The following is a 13,925-nucleotide window of genomic DNA, read 5'->3' on the forward strand; positions in this document are numbered from 1 at the left end:
TAAAAATTACTCTTCCCCAAGTAGTACACCTGATACATTCCACGCGCTAAAGCTATTACCTTCAGGTGCACCTTGTGGAATGGTAACGGTTAGCGTATGGGTACCTGCCTTCAGATTGCCCAAGTCGATAAATTCAGGGTTAGTAATTGTCCCGGGACACCAGTTCGAACGGCTGTAATCAGAGGAGGAGAGCCCGTTATCAAAGTTCCCCGACGCAGGATTGAACAATCGGTACGAACCACAGTCCTGTCGCCACGGCACAAAGGCAAAGGCCACATTGCCGTCGAGGGTTATGGTGTTCTTTTTCGGCAGGTACTCATCGCCATTTTCCCAGCCCCCATGACCTGTAGTGATGTAGCGCAGACGGACATTTTTTACATCTTTTTCCAAAGTGAAGGTAACCTCAAGTCCCTTTGACGAGTTGAACATGGTAGCATATTCCTGGCCGGCCATTTCCATTACATTTACGGTGTTGAACAGCGGCAGCACAAAATTATCTTCATTGTATTGCACTTCGTCTTTGTGTATGGTAATGTCCAGACTCACTTTGTGGCCGCCTTTATCGTAATTGCCGATGAAAACACCCACCCACATTTCCTTATTGCTGAACAACGGGGTAAGTTCTGACACATCTTGTCTGTAAGGCACAATTTCATGCCAATCCTTGCCTTTAAGCTGGATATGGCCATATTGTTTGATGCCAAAAGGCGTAAAGAAGCGCATTAACTCCAGTAGTGGGCTATAGCTATTCGTTCGCAATATTCCGTGGTATTTTTTCCCGTTTCCGTTATCGTATTCCGGCAGGGTAGTGGCGCCATCGCGAAGGCCATCCATAAACGATTGCTGTTGGTCTTCGGGAATTAGGAAAACTGATCCGGTGCGGTCGTATGCGTCGCCGTTGGATTGCTCTTTAAGTTCGACAAAAACCTGGCTGCCGGTGTTAATCTCGGGAAACTTTATTTTCCGCAACGCTATGGTCCCATTAGCAAACCGGAGAATACTGTCATTCGATTTCGAGGCATCCGAAAAATTGATGATTTCATCTTTAAATACCGGGAGTGTTATAAACCTGGATCTCCAAAGCACATCGCGGTAAGTGAGCATGTCCACAGGTCTGTTTGCTATGGCAGGAAGTATGGCTGGCGGAATACTCTTCAGCTTTTCGAGATTTGTAGCTGTTACTATGTAACTGCCGTTGCGGTTAGTTTCCAGAACCAAACCGAGTTCCTGGCCCAGGAGAGAGGGAGCGCCTTTAAGTTTCAGGTCATTGGTATACCAAATCTCAATGGTGTTGGAGTTGATGATGGTTCTTGCCTTTTTGCACTTGTACCCCAGTATTGTTTTAGTATCCGGAAGCAATTCGAAGGATTGTTTTTTCAGTGAAACAGAGTCTCTTGTGGCAATGTGCTTTCCTTTGGACCATTCGGCTGAAATTACATAGGAGCTATCGATATGGTAAACCAATGATTGCTCTATAGGGAAGGATGCTTTTCCATCAAATATACTCTTATTGCTTACCAGTGTTTTATGTGCATCCGAAAAAATGATGATTGGGTTATCGGCATCGGCCACTTTGCCAAGTGATATTTTTTGGTAGCTAACTTTTACGGCTACAGGTTGCTTTTGGGAGTAAGCTATGGCCGTAATTAAAATCAGGAGTAGGAAGAAAGCTTGTTTCATGCCTGCTAAGTTCGCCAATTTTTTTAAAATTTTTGCGCAACCTTTTTTCATTTGGCAGGACTACAGTATAAATAAACCAATTATTATGAAAAATATTTCACTTTTTTTATTGCTTTTGCTGTCAGGAATGGCAGGGGCGCAGATTGTGGATATACCGGATGCTAATTTTAAAGCACGTTTATTAGCCGCTAATTTTAACAATGGAATCGCTAAAAATAGTAATGGCAATAGTATGATTATCGATGCTAATGGTGATGGTGAAATACAGGTTAGTGAAGCCCTTGAAGTTTGGGAACTTAATTTTTTTTCGATTGAGATAACTTCTGCTCAAGGTATTAATGCTTTTGTGAACCTGAGAAGATTAGATCTGGATACATTTCTGGACTGCCAAATTTTGAACATAAATTTGCCAAATCTCGAGCGTCTTTATGTTTATGATGTTGATTTTCAAGAAATAAACTTACAGGCTCCTGCTTTAAAAATTCTCAATGTAAGTGTATCTGATTTTATTACATCTCTCGATACTTCAGGACTGCCAAGTTTGGAAGAGTTAACTTTAGATTATTCTGGTAATGCCACCATTAATCCTTTGGTTAATATAAACTTAAAGAAAATGAAGATAATTCATGTTGATCTTAACGAATTTGATTTTTCTGCTTTATCCTCATTGGAGGATGTATGGTTTGAAACATCTTTGAATTCATTTAATTTTTACGGCCTTACAGGGTTAAAGAAAATATACATAAATGCAGCAGGATACGTTAATAATCTAAATTTGGAAGGGGTAGTAAACCTCGAGGATATAATTTTGGATATATATAATGGGGTTTCAATCGATCTAAGTGATTGTGTTTTGCTTAAAAATGTAAATATTAGCATGGGTGCAACTGGTAACACAATTAGTTATATCAATTTCAAGAATGGTGTAACGGAATATGATGATTTTACTATTAATCTAAATACTGATCAGCAGGCTGGCATATATATCTGTATCGACGAAGGCAACGAAAGCCTATTCCCGTCAAATGTTTATGCCAATCCAAATATCCTTGTAAGCAACTATTGTTCCTTTACCCCCGGCGGTAGCTACAATACGATTGAAGGCAATCTTACTTTTGACAGTGATAACAACGGTTGCGGTCTTGATGATGCCTATTCCGGATTTGTCAGGATGAATATAGATAATGGGATAGAATCATTCAGCACTTTTACCGCTTCGGGACTATACAATTTCTACGTCCAATCAGGTACATTTACCCTCACCCCCCAAATAGATAACGAATGGTTTATTGCAACACCACCATCTGCTACAATAAATCTCGCTACGGTTGTTAACAGCACTATGACTCAAAACTTTTGTATTATTGCCAACGGTTTTCACCCCGATGTGGAGGTTGTAATTGTACCTATAGTGGCAGCGCAGCCCGGATTTGATGCCAATTACAAAGTAGTGTACCGCAACAAGGGCAACCAGGCTCTGTCCGGCACAGTGACGCTGAATTATGACGATGCGGTACTGGATTATGTTTCTGCCATTCCTGTTGAAAGCACATCGTCTACAGGATTGCTTAGCTGGAATTACGTGAACCTTCTTCCTTTCGAAAGCAGGAGCATTCTACTTACCCTCAACGTGAACGGCCCGATGGAAACTCCTGCCATAAATCTTAATGACGTACTTGCGTTTTCGGCTTCGGTGACTCCTGCAACAGGCGATGAAACCCCGACCGACAATGCCTTTGCATTGGAGCAGGTTGTTGTAGGTTCGTACGATCCGAATGATATTACCTGCCTTGAAGGGGAAAGTGTTGACCCTTCAAAAATTGGGGAATACCTGCATTATAACATTAACTTTGAGAATACCGGCACAGCGCCTGCGACATTCATTGTGGTAAAAGACATGATTGATGAGGCCAAATTTGACATCAACACTTTACAGGTGTTATATGCATCCCATGCTGTGGAAACAAGGGTGACAGGCAACAAGGTAGAATTCTACTTTGGCGACATCAACCTTGCAGCATTGGGCAAGGGTAATGTGGTTTTCAAAATCAAAACACTGAATACCTTGCAGGTAAATGACGATGTGGCCCAGCAGGCCGATATATTCTTTGACTACAACTGGCCAATAGAAACCAATGAGGCGGTAACAGTTTTCGAAGTACTCAGCCTGGGCGAATATGAAACGGACAATTCGGTAAAAGTTTACCCTAATCCTGCAAAAAATAGAGTTACAATTACTGCTGCTTCGCAAGTAGAATTGATAGAAGTTTATGATATGCAGGGCAGGCTGTTGCAGTCGGCCATTGTAAATGGTACAGAGGTGGAAATGGACCTGTCGTCGCGCAGCAACGGTGTATATTTTGTGAAGGTAGAGACGGATAGGGGGATGAAGGTGGAGAAGATAATTAAAGAGTAATTTTTCTCATTGATGGCAAAACCGGTACAGCAGTGCCGGTTTTTTTGTGTGATAAAATTTATGCAATTTGTATGTTTAGCGGCAAAATCCTGTATATTAGTGTATTATTTACACGCCATGAAAGAAGATTTTTTGCACCACGTTTGGCTATACAAAAAGTTTAGCCTGCAGGAACTCAAAACTGTACAGGGTGATCCGATAGAAATTATAAATGCCGGACAGTACCTCCAGCATTCCGGGCCTGATTTCTTTAATGCCCAATTGATCATCGGCGGGCAAAAGTGGGCAGGCAATGTCGAGATACACATAAAATCCTCCGACTGGTACCTGCACAGCCATGAGAACGACCCCAATTACGACAATGTTGTACTCCATGTAGTTTGGGATCATGATACCGAAGTTATGCGTAGGGACAATTCGGAAATACCTGTGCTCGAACTGAAACATTACACCGACCCGAAACTGCTGCAAAGTTATAATGCGCTCGCAGCCACGAAGACCTGGATTTATTGCGAAAAGGAATTGGCGACAATGGAAAGCTTTCTGCTCGAAAACTGGAAAGAACGCCTGTTCTTTGAACGTCTCGAGCGAAAGGCCGCACCCATACTCCAACTCGCTCACGAAACCGGGAATGACTGGGAAGCCGTATTGTTTTGCTTTCTTGCCAAGAACTTCGGGTTAAATACTAATGGTAGTATATTTTATAGTATTGCGCGCTCGCTGCCATTCAGTGTTGTAAGAAAAGAAAGTTTTGATGCCGATAATCTTGAGGCGTTGCTTTTTGGCAGGGCAGGGCTGTTAGAAAGGGAATATGAGGATGCTTATCCGCGCGACCTAAAAGCGCGGTATGCTTATATGAGCCACAAGCACCGGTTACAGCCTGTACACATTGACAGTCCTGAATTCTTCAGGCACCGCCCGGATAACTTCCCTACAATAAGGTTGTCACAACTATCACAGTTGTACCATGGCCATCAAAACCTGTTTTCGAAAATTATGAGTTCACCTACTGTTGAGGATATTTATAAAGTGTTTGATGTGCAGGTATCGTCTTATTGGCAAACGCATTATACTTTAGATAAGGAAAGTGCTAAAAAGCGAAAAGCACTAACGGCATCGTTCATCGATTTAGTCATCATTAATACAATACTGCCTTTCCGGTTTGCCTACGCCAAAAGCACAGGCAAGGAACTCTCCGAAGAGCTTATCAGCCTTTTAAAAACCGTAGCGCCGGAAAAAAATGCCGTGGTAGATAAATTTCGTTCGTTTAAGGTAGTGTCGGAGTCAGCCTATGATACGCAGTCGCTGCTGCAATTGCGTAACGAGTACTGTGAAAAAAAGCGCTGCATGCAATGTGCCCTTGGACTGGAACTTTTAAAAAGTAAATGATTTATTTTTATCTTTGAAAAATCAACGGTTTGAGTAATCAATTTTAAGCTTTAAACCAGAAATCAATAAAATGGCTGTAATAACTAACATAAGGCACTTTTTCGAAAAGCATGGCTTTGAAGTGTCACAGCGCCTTGCCGACAGGCTGGGAATGCGGGCAACTAATGTACGCCTGTTTTTCATTTACATATCCTTTGTAACGATTGGACTGTGGTTTGGCGTATACCTTACGCTGGCTTTCTGGCTTAGGCTAAAAGATATGATCTACACCAAGAGGAGTTCTGTTTTTGACCTGTAATCGAGTCATGACATGAAACCCTTCAACTTTCTTTTGCAATTTACCTCCGGCCAGCGAAAAGGCATTATGGCACTGTTTATACTGGTCATAATTTTCCAGGCAGTCTACTTTATTGTGGCTTCGTATGACTTTACGACTGAAGAAGGGCAGTCTGCACAGAAAAAGGAATGGCTTGCACACCAGGCAGAAATTGATGCTTTGAAAGCAAAAAGCAACAGTAAGAAAGACACCATCTACCCATTCAACCCCAATTATATTTCCGACCATAAAGGCTATGCTTTAGGGATGAGCGTTGCTGAGATTGACCGCCTCCACGCGTTCAGGAAAACAGGAAAGTTTGTTAATTCGGTTGATGACTTCAGGTACGTGACCAAAGTCTCCGATGAACTACTGGCTAAAATTTCTCCCTACTTCAAATTTCCGGATTGGGTAAATGAGAAAAATGGCCGGGAGAAAAGGTCAGAAGCTGTCAAGGCATTCCCAGGAACAGATGAGCCGGTTTTAAAAGAAGAAAAGAAAATCGTGCAACTCGATATCAATGATGCGCTTGAAGAAGACCTTGTAAAGGTGTATGGTGTCGGGCCTTATTTCGCTAAAAAGATACTGCGCCGCCGTGCTGAATTTGGCGCTTTTGCCAGCATGGAGCAGATGGGTGATTTTACCGATCTGTCTCCTGAAGCGGTAAAAGGATTGAAGAAAAGTTTTTATGTGGGCCAGGATCCGGATATATCTAAAGTCAATATCAATTCGGCTTCATTGCAACTGCTGGCACGCTTTCCATATTTCAATAAAGACCTTGCGAAAGCTATAATCACCAAAAGAAGCATGAACGGAAAAATCATCAATATTGATGAATTGTCAAAAATTAATGATTTTCCTGTTGATAAAATAAAAATAATTGCTCTATATTTGGAATTCTAAAACCAAACACATGAATTTCGATTATAGTGAAACGCAAAACATGATTGCAGAATCAATCAGGGATTTTGCAGAACAGCACATCCGTCCGAACATTATGGAGTGGGATGAGAGCCAGTATTTTCCTGTTGACTTGTTTAAGAAGTTAGGCGAAATGGGATACATGGGTGTCCTGGTACCTGAAGAATATGGCGGTTCCGGCCTTGGCTACCACGAATACATTACGGTAGTGGAGGAGATATCCAAAGTAGATCCCTCTATCGGCCTTTCGGTTGCTGCGCATAATTCACTTTGTACAAACCATATACTTACATTTGGCAACGAGGAGCAAAAGAAAAGATGGCTTCCTAAACTGGCTACTGCCGAATTCATCGGTGCCTGGGGACTTACGGAACACAACACCGGTTCTGATGCAGGTGGAATGAACACTACTGCTGTGAAAGACGGTGATCACTGGATTGTGAATGGCGCTAAAAATTTCATTACGCATGCAAAATCGGGCGACATTGCCGTGGTTATAGTGCGTACAGGTGAGAAGGGCGACTCGAAAGGCATGACGGCTTTTGTGTTCGAAAAAGGCATGCAGGGTTTTACCAGCGGTAAAAAAGAGGACAAGCTTGGTATGCGTGCCAGCGAAACTGCGGAACTTATATTTGACAACTGCCGCATACCCGATGCCAACAGGCTGGGTGAGGTAGGCGAGGGCTTCATCCAGGCGATGAAGGTGCTTGACGGCGGAAGGATATCCATTGGTGCCCTTTCATTAGGTATTGCCAAGGGTGCTTATGAAGCGGCATTAAAATATTCAAAAGAGCGCCATCAGTTCGGGCAGCCGATAAGCAGCTTCCAGGGCATTGCCTTTAAGCTTGCCGACATGGCGACTGAAATTGAGGCTTCGGAACTATTGCTTCACAAAGCGGCCTACCTGAAAAATAATGGTAAGAAAATGACCGTTGCCGGAGCAATGGGTAAAATGTATTCGTCTGAAGTGTGTGTGCGTGTTTCTAACGAAGCGGTACAGATACACGGCGGCTATGGCTACACCAAGGATTACCCGGTGGAGAAATTCTACCGCGACTCCAAGCTGTGTACCATAGGCGAGGGAACTACAGAAATACAGAAGCTGGTTATTTCGCGTAACCTGCTTAAGGAGTAGTCGTACATATATTATATAGTTAACGGGCTGCTGAGAAGCGGCCCGTTTTTGTTTGGTTTCTATAGCATTGTTTTTTTGGGATAATCTTTAGGTGATTATTGAGGCAAAATAAAATTCAAATTTATAACCATAATATAAAATAAAGTTTTAAGTTTGCAGCCTTAATGAGAGGAGGTGTTATGCTATGTTAATTATACCAATTAAAGACGGAGAGAATATCGACAGGGCGCTAAAGCGTTACAAGCGTAAATTCGACAAGACCGGCGTTGTTCGCCAGCTTAGGCGTCGTCAGGCGTTCATCAAGCCATCTGTAACAAGAAGGGCTGAGATCCAGAAAGCAAATTATATCCAGGGCCTAAGGGACGCTGCGGAATCATAAGCAGAAATTCTGTTTACAATACCAAACCGTTATCTGTAAAAGTTTAACTTTGCGGGTAACGGTTTTTTTATGGTCGACAGCAAACAGGCATACCACGATTATCTGCTAAAGGAAAAGAATTATTCCCTGCTCACCCTTCGTGCCTATCTGGATGATGTTTCGGCATTTGAATCCTTTATTAAGGATGGCGACGCCGGCGCGACGCTGGAAGAGGTAAATTATAGCCAGGTGCGCAGTTGGATCGTGCAGCTTGTGAATGTAGGTTTGGCTAATAAATCCATCAACCGGAAAATATCTTCGCTGAAATCGTTCTATAAGTTTCTTCTTAAATCCAGGCAGATAGAAATCAATCCCCTGTTGAAGCATAAATCCCTGAAGACCGAAAAGAAGCTGCAAATTCCTTTTTCGGAAAAAGAACTGGTAGATGTGGTGGCAGATAATGAATACCCTGACGATTTTGAAGGCGTTCGGAACAGGCTAATCATCGAACTGTTTTATACAACAGGAATGCGCCGTGCGGAACTCATAGGCCTCAAGGTAAATAGCTATGATTCTGGCAATGGTACGCTCAAAGTGCTGGGTAAGCGTAATAAGGAGCGCATACTGCCGGTATTGGATTGTACGGCAAAACTCATCGGGCAGTACCTTTTGAAACGGCGCGAATTGGAAACGATTAGTGATCCTGATGTGTTAATTTTAAATATCAGGGGAAATAAAATCAGTGAATCGTTTGTCTATCGGTTAATAAATTGTTACTTTAGTGTTGTCTCTGAGAAGGTAAAAAAGAGCCCGCACGTGCTCCGGCATACTTTTGCAACACACCTTCTGAACAACGGGGCAGATTTAAATTCAGTAAAGGAACTATTAGGGCACGCGAGTTTATCATCCACACAAATCTATACCCACAGCAGTCTTGCCGAGTTGAAGAAGGTGTATGGGGATTCGCATCCTCGCGGTCGTGGTGGCTCCTAAGTTTAACCAAAATAATGATATTATGAAAGTAAACGTTCATGCAGTCAACTTTACTGTTGACAGGAAACTGGTAGGCTATGTTCAGGACAGGTTGGATAAGCTTGAGAAATATTATGACAGGGTAGTTTGCTCGGATGTGTTTTTTAAGCTGGATAATACAAGCGATAAGGAGAATAAGATTGCTGAAATTAAGCTATCGGTCCCGGGGGATGAATTCATAGTGAAAAAACAGTGCAAAACATTTGAGGAGGCGGTAGAGCTTGCGGCCGATTCGATGGAGCGTTTACTGATGAAAAGAAAGCAAAAAGTGAGGGCTCATTCATAATGAGAAAAAAAATATCGAAAATGTTTTGATTAAAAAATAAATTCTATACATTTGCAGTCCGTTAGAAATAGCGGACTTTTTTATTGAAAGTTGCCGGTGTAGCTCAGCTGGCTAGAGCAGCTGATTTGTAATCAGCAGGTCGTGGGTTCGAGTCCCTCTATCGGCTCAAAATAAGTTTTTTGATAAGCGACTGAAAAGTAAAAGGTTAGGGGAGATACTCAAGCGGCCAACGAGGACGGACTGTAAATCCGTTGGGAAACCTTCGCAGGTTCGAATCCTGCTCTCCCCACAATTTTTATTTTGAATGATGAATGCTGAATTTTGAATTAGTGCTGAAAAGCAAGATTTTAAATCGATGGGATTCAGAGGTTGAAATAAAGGGAAAAGGCCGGTGTAGCTCAGGGGTAGAGTGCTTCCTTGGTAAGGAAGAGGTCACGGGTTCAAATCCCGTCATTGGCTCAAGATTGAATTTGAACACTAATTATATAACTAAGATTAAATTATTAAATCATGGCAAAGGAAACTTTTGATAGGTCGAAGCCGCACCTTAACATAGGTACTATCGGACACGTTGACCACGGTAAAACAACCCTTACTGCTGCTATTACAAAAGTACTAGCTGATGCAGGTCTTTCTGAAGCTAAGTCATTTGACCAAATTGACAACGCTCCTGAAGAAAAAGAAAGGGGTATTACTATTAATACTTCACACGTGGAGTATGCTACAGCTAACCGTCACTACGCTCACGTTGACTGTCCTGGTCACGCTGACTACGTTAAGAACATGGTAACTGGTGCTGCCCAGATGGACGGTGCTATCCTTGTTGTTGCTGCTACTGACGGACCGATGCCACAAACACGTGAGCACATCCTTCTTGGTCGCCAGGTAGGTGTTCCACGTATGGTTGTTTTCATGAACAAAGTGGATATGGTTGATGATGCTGAGCTTCTTGAGCTTGTAGAGATGGAAATCCGTGACCTTCTTTCTTTCTATCAGTATGATGGAGATAATGGTCCTGTAATCCAGGGTTCTGCTCTAGGTGCGCTTAACGGTGAGCCAAAATGGGTTGATACTGTAATGCAGCTTATGGATGCTGTTGATACTTGGATCGAGCTTCCTGCTCGTGACGTTGATAAGCCATTCCTAATGCCTGTTGAAGACGTATTCACAATCACTGGTCGTGGTACTGTTGCTACAGGCCGTATCGAAACTGGTGTTGCTAATACAGGTGATGCAGTTGAAATCATCGGTATGGGTGCTGAGAAACTTACTTCTACAATCACAGGTGTTGAGATGTTCCGTAAAATCCTTGACAGGGGTGAAGCTGGTGACAACGTAGGTCTTCTTCTACGTGGTATCGATAAAGCTGACATCCGTCGTGGTATGGTTATCATCAAGCCGGGATCTGTTAAGCCACACGCTAAATTCAAAGCTGAGGTTTATATCCTTAAAAAAGAAGAAGGTGGACGTCACACTCCATTCCATAACAACTACCGTCCTCAGTTCTACGTTCGTACAACTGACGTAACAGGAACAATTTCTCTTCCTGCAGGTGTTGAGATGGTTATGCCTGGTGACAACCTTACTATCGAAGTGCAACTACTTAGCCCAATCGCTCTTAGCGTAGGTCTTCGTTTCGCTATCCGCGAAGGTGGTCGTACAGTAGGTGCCGGTCAGGTAACTGAAATTCTAGACTAATTATTTTAGAAATAAATAAAAAGCCAGCAGGTGCATCTGTACCGGCTGGCTTTTAACAAACGGGCGTAGTTCAAGGGTAGAATAGCGGTCTCCAAAACCGTTGATGGGGGTTCGAATCCCTCCGCCCGTGCAAAAAAGGAAATACAAATGAAGGTTACCAATTATATATCAGAGGCGTTTACAGAGTTGAGGACCAATGTAACATGGCCTGAGTGGGCTGAAGTTCAGCGCTACACTATTATTGTTGCTGTTTTTTCGATAATATTCGCCCTGGTTACATTTGGTGTGGATAAAGGATTTGAAGTCCTTATTGCTAAAGTGTATGGTTTCTTAAAAAGCTAATATATCGCTATGACTGATAACAATGTTAAAAAATGGTATGTAGTCAGGGCGGTAAGCGGTCAGGAGAATAAGGTTAAGAATTACATCGAAACCGAAATCAACAGGCTCGGAATGGCAGATTACGTTTCCCAGGTACTGGTGCCAACTGAAAAGGTGGTGCAGGTGCGTGACGGGAAAAAAATCAGCAAGGACAGGGTCTATTTTCCGGGTTATGTAATGATCGAAGCCAATCTGACGGGTGAGATACCGCATATTATAAAGTCTATTGCCGGTGTGATAGGTTTTCTTGGTGAAACTAAAGGAGGCGATGCGGTTCCGTTACGCCTTTCTGAGGTGAACAGGATGCTGGGCAAGGTAGATGAACTTTCGGTAAAAACCGATAATGTTTCAATTCCGTTTACTGTAGGTGAAACCGTAAAAGTAATAGACGGGCCTTTCAACGGCTTTAATGGTACTGTTGAGAAGGTAAATGAAGAAAAGCGTAAGCTTGAGGTGATGGTGAAGATCTTCGGAAGGAAGACACCGCTGGAACTAAGCTTTATGCAGGTAGAAAAAGTATAATTTTTGTTACACTTATTATAAATCACATCCTCGCTTCCAATTGAAGATGTGCTAATCTTTAAAAGAAATGGCTAAAGAAATTAGTAAAGTAGTTAAACTACAAGTTAAGGGAGGTGCCGCGAATCCATCGCCACCGGTTGGACCTGCTTTGGGAGCTGCGGGCGTTAACATCATGGAGTTCTGTAAGCAATTTAATGCAAGGACCCAGGATAAGCCCGGCAAAGTTTTACCAGTACAAATTACTGTGTACAAAGACAAATCTTTCGAGTTTGTTGTTAAAACTCCACCGGCTGCAATACAGCTGATGGATGCTGCCAAGCTAAAAGGTGGTTCGGGTGAGCCGAACCGTAAAAAAGTTGCAAGCGTTACCTGGGATCAAATCAGGGCTATCGCAGAAGACAAAATGGCTGACCTGAATGCTTTCACTATTGAGAAAGCAATGAGCATGGTTGCCGGTACTGCAAGGTCTATGGGTATCACTGTATCAGGAACAGCTCCTTTTTAATTCGTAAAAAGAAAAGAAGAAATGGCAAAATTGACAAAAAAACAGAAAGAGGCTGCTTCAAAAATTGAGAAGAACAAACTGTACTCATTGAAAGATGCTTCTGCATTGATCAAAACAGTTGCTTCTGCAAAATTTGATGAGTCTGTTGACATCGCGGTACGTTTGGGTGTAGATCCCAGGAAAGCGAATCAGATGGTAAGGGGCGTAGTAACGCTTCCTCACGGAACTGGTAAAGATGTAAGGGTTCTTGCCCTTGTAACCCCTGATAAAGAAGCTGAAGCTAAAGCTGCCGGTGCAGACTACGTAGGTTTGGATGATTACCTTCAAAAAATCAAAGACGGCTGGACGGATGTTGATGTTATCATCACAATGCCTGCAGTAATGGGTAAACTGGGTCCTTTGGGTAGGATACTTGGTCCTCGCGGACTAATGCCGAACCCTAAGACAGGTACTGTTACTATGGAGGTAGGTAAAGCTGTAGGTGAGGTTAAAGCCGGTAAAATCGACTTTAAAGTTGATAAGACAGGTATCGTTCATGCAGGTATCGGAAAAGTATCTTTTGATGCTGATAAAATCACTGAGAACGCTCACGAAATTATTCAAACATTAATCAAATTGAAGCCAACTGCGGCTAAAGGCACATACATAAAGAGCATCCATATCTCTTCTACTATGAGCCCGGCGATCGCTTTAGATCCTAAAGCAGTTTAATTGGCGGTTAAAAATTTTTTATTATGACCAAGGAAGAAAAATCAAGAGTTATTGAAGATTTAACTGCACAGTTGGCCGGTACTAATGTTGTATATGTTACCGATATTTCAGGCCTTAATGCTGAGAATACTTCAAACCTGAGGAGAGCTTGCTTTAAAGCAGGTATTAAGCTTGAGGTTGTTAAGAATACCCTGCTTGAAAAAGCAATGGGTAGCCTTGAGAACAACTATGGCGAATTGCCTTCTATCCTAAAAGGAAGCACGTCTATAATGATTGCAGAGAACGGAAACGCTCCTGCGAAGATCATCAAGGAATTCCGTAAAAAATCTGACAGGCCTGTACTTAAAGGCGCTTACATCCACGAGGCTGTATTCATTGGCGACAACCAGCTTGATGCCCTTGTAGCGCTTAAATCTAAGGAAGAGGTTATCGGAGAGATCATCGGTCTTCTTCAATCTCCTGCTAAAAACGTTGTTTCTGCCCTTAAATCAGGTGGCAGCACGATTGCAGGACTTGTTAAAACGTTATCTGAAAGGTAACAAACCCGCGAGAACGCACTTTATAAATTATATATT

Annotated in this window: 15 protein-coding genes and 4 tRNA genes; 18 read left to right on the forward strand and 1 reads right to left on the reverse strand. The window is 42.5% G+C overall.

Going from position 1 to position 13,925, the window contains the following annotated elements:
- Window positions 1–6: 6 nt before the first annotated feature.
- Complete coding sequence (locus tag OGH69_RS00260; RefSeq protein ID WP_265172428.1) at window positions 7–1,680, reverse strand: PNGase F N-terminal domain-containing protein; 1,674 nt, start codon at window positions 1,678–1,680, stop codon at window positions 7–9.
- Between the two features lie 877 nt (window positions 1,681–2,557).
- Here OGH69_RS00260 and OGH69_RS00265 point away from each other — a divergent pair.
- From OGH69_RS00265 to rplJ, 18 genes are all read left to right on the forward strand, one after another.
- Window positions 2,558–4,096: a T9SS type A sorting domain-containing protein gene (locus OGH69_RS00265; protein WP_265172429.1), complete on the forward strand. Its 1,539-nt coding sequence runs from the start codon at window positions 2,558–2,560 to the stop codon at window positions 4,094–4,096.
- A gap of 117 nt (window positions 4,097–4,213) precedes the next feature.
- Window positions 4,214–5,485 carry a DUF2851 family protein gene (locus OGH69_RS00270; RefSeq protein ID WP_265172430.1) on the forward strand — a complete coding sequence of 424 codons (1,272 nt, stop codon included), beginning with the start codon at window positions 4,214–4,216 and terminating at the stop codon, window positions 5,483–5,485.
- 70 nt (window positions 5,486–5,555) lie between these two features.
- Window positions 5,556–5,783, forward strand: a complete 228-nt coding sequence (locus OGH69_RS00275) for a PspC domain-containing protein (RefSeq protein WP_265172431.1) — start codon at window positions 5,556–5,558, stop codon at window positions 5,781–5,783.
- A 12-nt stretch (window positions 5,784–5,795) separates the two neighbouring features.
- Window positions 5,796–6,704 (forward strand): helix-hairpin-helix domain-containing protein, encoded by a 909-nt coding sequence (locus OGH69_RS00280; protein ID WP_265172432.1) that lies wholly within the window; start codon window positions 5,796–5,798, stop codon window positions 6,702–6,704.
- Between the two features lie 10 nt (window positions 6,705–6,714).
- A complete protein-coding gene (locus OGH69_RS00285; protein WP_265172433.1) occupies window positions 6,715–7,857 on the forward strand; it encodes an acyl-CoA dehydrogenase family protein in 1,143 nt (380 codons plus the stop codon).
- A 184-nt stretch (window positions 7,858–8,041) separates the two neighbouring features.
- Window positions 8,042–8,236 carry a 30S ribosomal protein S21 gene (gene rpsU / locus OGH69_RS00290; RefSeq protein WP_265172434.1) on the forward strand — a complete coding sequence of 65 codons (195 nt, stop codon included), beginning with the start codon at window positions 8,042–8,044 and terminating at the stop codon, window positions 8,234–8,236.
- A 69-nt stretch (window positions 8,237–8,305) separates the two neighbouring features.
- Entirely contained in the window at window positions 8,306–9,208 is a 903-nt protein-coding gene (locus OGH69_RS00295; protein ID WP_265172435.1) for a tyrosine-type recombinase/integrase, read from the forward strand.
- A 22-nt stretch (window positions 9,209–9,230) separates the two neighbouring features.
- Window positions 9,231–9,533, forward strand: a complete 303-nt coding sequence (gene hpf, locus OGH69_RS00300) for a ribosome hibernation-promoting factor, HPF/YfiA family (protein ID WP_265172436.1) — start codon at window positions 9,231–9,233, stop codon at window positions 9,531–9,533.
- A 92-nt stretch (window positions 9,534–9,625) separates the two neighbouring features.
- A tRNA-Thr gene (locus OGH69_RS00305) sits at window positions 9,626–9,699 on the forward strand.
- 42 nt (window positions 9,700–9,741) lie between these two features.
- A tRNA-Tyr gene (locus tag OGH69_RS00310) sits at window positions 9,742–9,822 on the forward strand.
- 98 nt (window positions 9,823–9,920) lie between these two features.
- Window positions 9,921–9,992, forward strand: a tRNA-Thr gene (locus tag OGH69_RS00315).
- Between the two features lie 51 nt (window positions 9,993–10,043).
- Window positions 10,044–11,231, forward strand: coding sequence for an elongation factor Tu (gene tuf, locus OGH69_RS00320; RefSeq protein ID WP_257868958.1), 1,188 nt, complete (start codon window positions 10,044–10,046; stop codon window positions 11,229–11,231).
- Window positions 11,232–11,290: 59 nt separating this feature from the next.
- Window positions 11,291–11,361: transfer RNA gene (locus tag OGH69_RS00325), tRNA-Trp, on the forward strand.
- 17 nt (window positions 11,362–11,378) lie between these two features.
- Window positions 11,379–11,573 (forward strand): preprotein translocase subunit SecE, encoded by a 195-nt coding sequence (gene secE, locus OGH69_RS00330; RefSeq protein ID WP_265172437.1) that lies wholly within the window; start codon window positions 11,379–11,381, stop codon window positions 11,571–11,573.
- A gap of 9 nt (window positions 11,574–11,582) precedes the next feature.
- Complete coding sequence (nusG, locus tag OGH69_RS00335) at window positions 11,583–12,134, forward strand: transcription termination/antitermination protein NusG (RefSeq protein WP_265172438.1); 552 nt, start codon at window positions 11,583–11,585, stop codon at window positions 12,132–12,134.
- A gap of 67 nt (window positions 12,135–12,201) precedes the next feature.
- Window positions 12,202–12,639: a 50S ribosomal protein L11 gene (rplK, locus tag OGH69_RS00340; protein ID WP_265172439.1), complete on the forward strand. Its 438-nt coding sequence runs from the start codon at window positions 12,202–12,204 to the stop codon at window positions 12,637–12,639.
- 21 nt (window positions 12,640–12,660) lie between these two features.
- Complete coding sequence (gene rplA / locus OGH69_RS00345) at window positions 12,661–13,350, forward strand: 50S ribosomal protein L1 (RefSeq protein ID WP_265172440.1); 690 nt, start codon at window positions 12,661–12,663, stop codon at window positions 13,348–13,350.
- A gap of 23 nt (window positions 13,351–13,373) precedes the next feature.
- On the forward strand, window positions 13,374–13,889 hold the full coding sequence (rplJ, locus tag OGH69_RS00350) for a 50S ribosomal protein L10 (protein ID WP_265172441.1): 516 nt from the start codon (window positions 13,374–13,376) through the stop codon (window positions 13,887–13,889).
- Window positions 13,890–13,925 lie beyond the last annotated feature (36 nt).

This window comes from Flavobacterium sp. MFBS3-15, from assembly GCF_026107645.2.
Classification (GTDB): Bacteria; Bacteroidota; Bacteroidia; order Flavobacteriales; family Flavobacteriaceae; genus Flavobacterium.

What these genes read in the sequence shown, in the direction of transcription:
- rplJ (WP_265172441.1), top strand. Translation starts at nt 13,374, where the DNA reads ATGACCAAGGAAGAAAAATCAAGAGTTATTGAAGATTTAACTGCACAG.
- rpsU (WP_265172434.1), top strand. Translation starts at nt 8,042, where the DNA reads ATGTTAATTATACCAATTAAAGACGGAGAGAATATCGACAGGGCGCTA.
- rplK (WP_265172439.1), top strand. Translation starts at nt 12,202, where the DNA reads ATGGCTAAAGAAATTAGTAAAGTAGTTAAACTACAAGTTAAGGGAGGT.
- OGH69_RS00275 (WP_265172431.1), top strand. Translation starts at nt 5,556, where the DNA reads ATGGCTGTAATAACTAACATAAGGCACTTTTTCGAAAAGCATGGCTTT.
- rplA (WP_265172440.1), top strand. Translation starts at nt 12,661, where the DNA reads ATGGCAAAATTGACAAAAAAACAGAAAGAGGCTGCTTCAAAAATTGAG.
- OGH69_RS00265 (WP_265172429.1), top strand. Translation starts at nt 2,558, where the DNA reads ATGGGTGCAACTGGTAACACAATTAGTTATATCAATTTCAAGAATGGT.
- OGH69_RS00295 (WP_265172435.1), top strand. Translation starts at nt 8,306, where the DNA reads ATGGTCGACAGCAAACAGGCATACCACGATTATCTGCTAAAGGAAAAG.
- nusG (WP_265172438.1), top strand. Translation starts at nt 11,583, where the DNA reads ATGACTGATAACAATGTTAAAAAATGGTATGTAGTCAGGGCGGTAAGC.
- OGH69_RS00270 (WP_265172430.1), top strand. Translation starts at nt 4,214, where the DNA reads ATGAAAGAAGATTTTTTGCACCACGTTTGGCTATACAAAAAGTTTAGC.
- hpf (WP_265172436.1), top strand. Translation starts at nt 9,231, where the DNA reads ATGAAAGTAAACGTTCATGCAGTCAACTTTACTGTTGACAGGAAACTG.
- OGH69_RS00280 (WP_265172432.1), top strand. Translation starts at nt 5,796, where the DNA reads ATGAAACCCTTCAACTTTCTTTTGCAATTTACCTCCGGCCAGCGAAAA.
- OGH69_RS00285 (WP_265172433.1), top strand. Translation starts at nt 6,715, where the DNA reads ATGAATTTCGATTATAGTGAAACGCAAAACATGATTGCAGAATCAATC.
- OGH69_RS00260 (WP_265172428.1), bottom strand. Translation starts at nt 1,680, where the DNA reads ATGAAACAAGCTTTCTTCCTACTCCTGATTTTAATTACGGCCATAGCT.
- tuf (WP_257868958.1), top strand. Translation starts at nt 10,044, where the DNA reads ATGGCAAAGGAAACTTTTGATAGGTCGAAGCCGCACCTTAACATAGGT.
- secE (WP_265172437.1), top strand. Translation starts at nt 11,379, where the DNA reads ATGAAGGTTACCAATTATATATCAGAGGCGTTTACAGAGTTGAGGACC.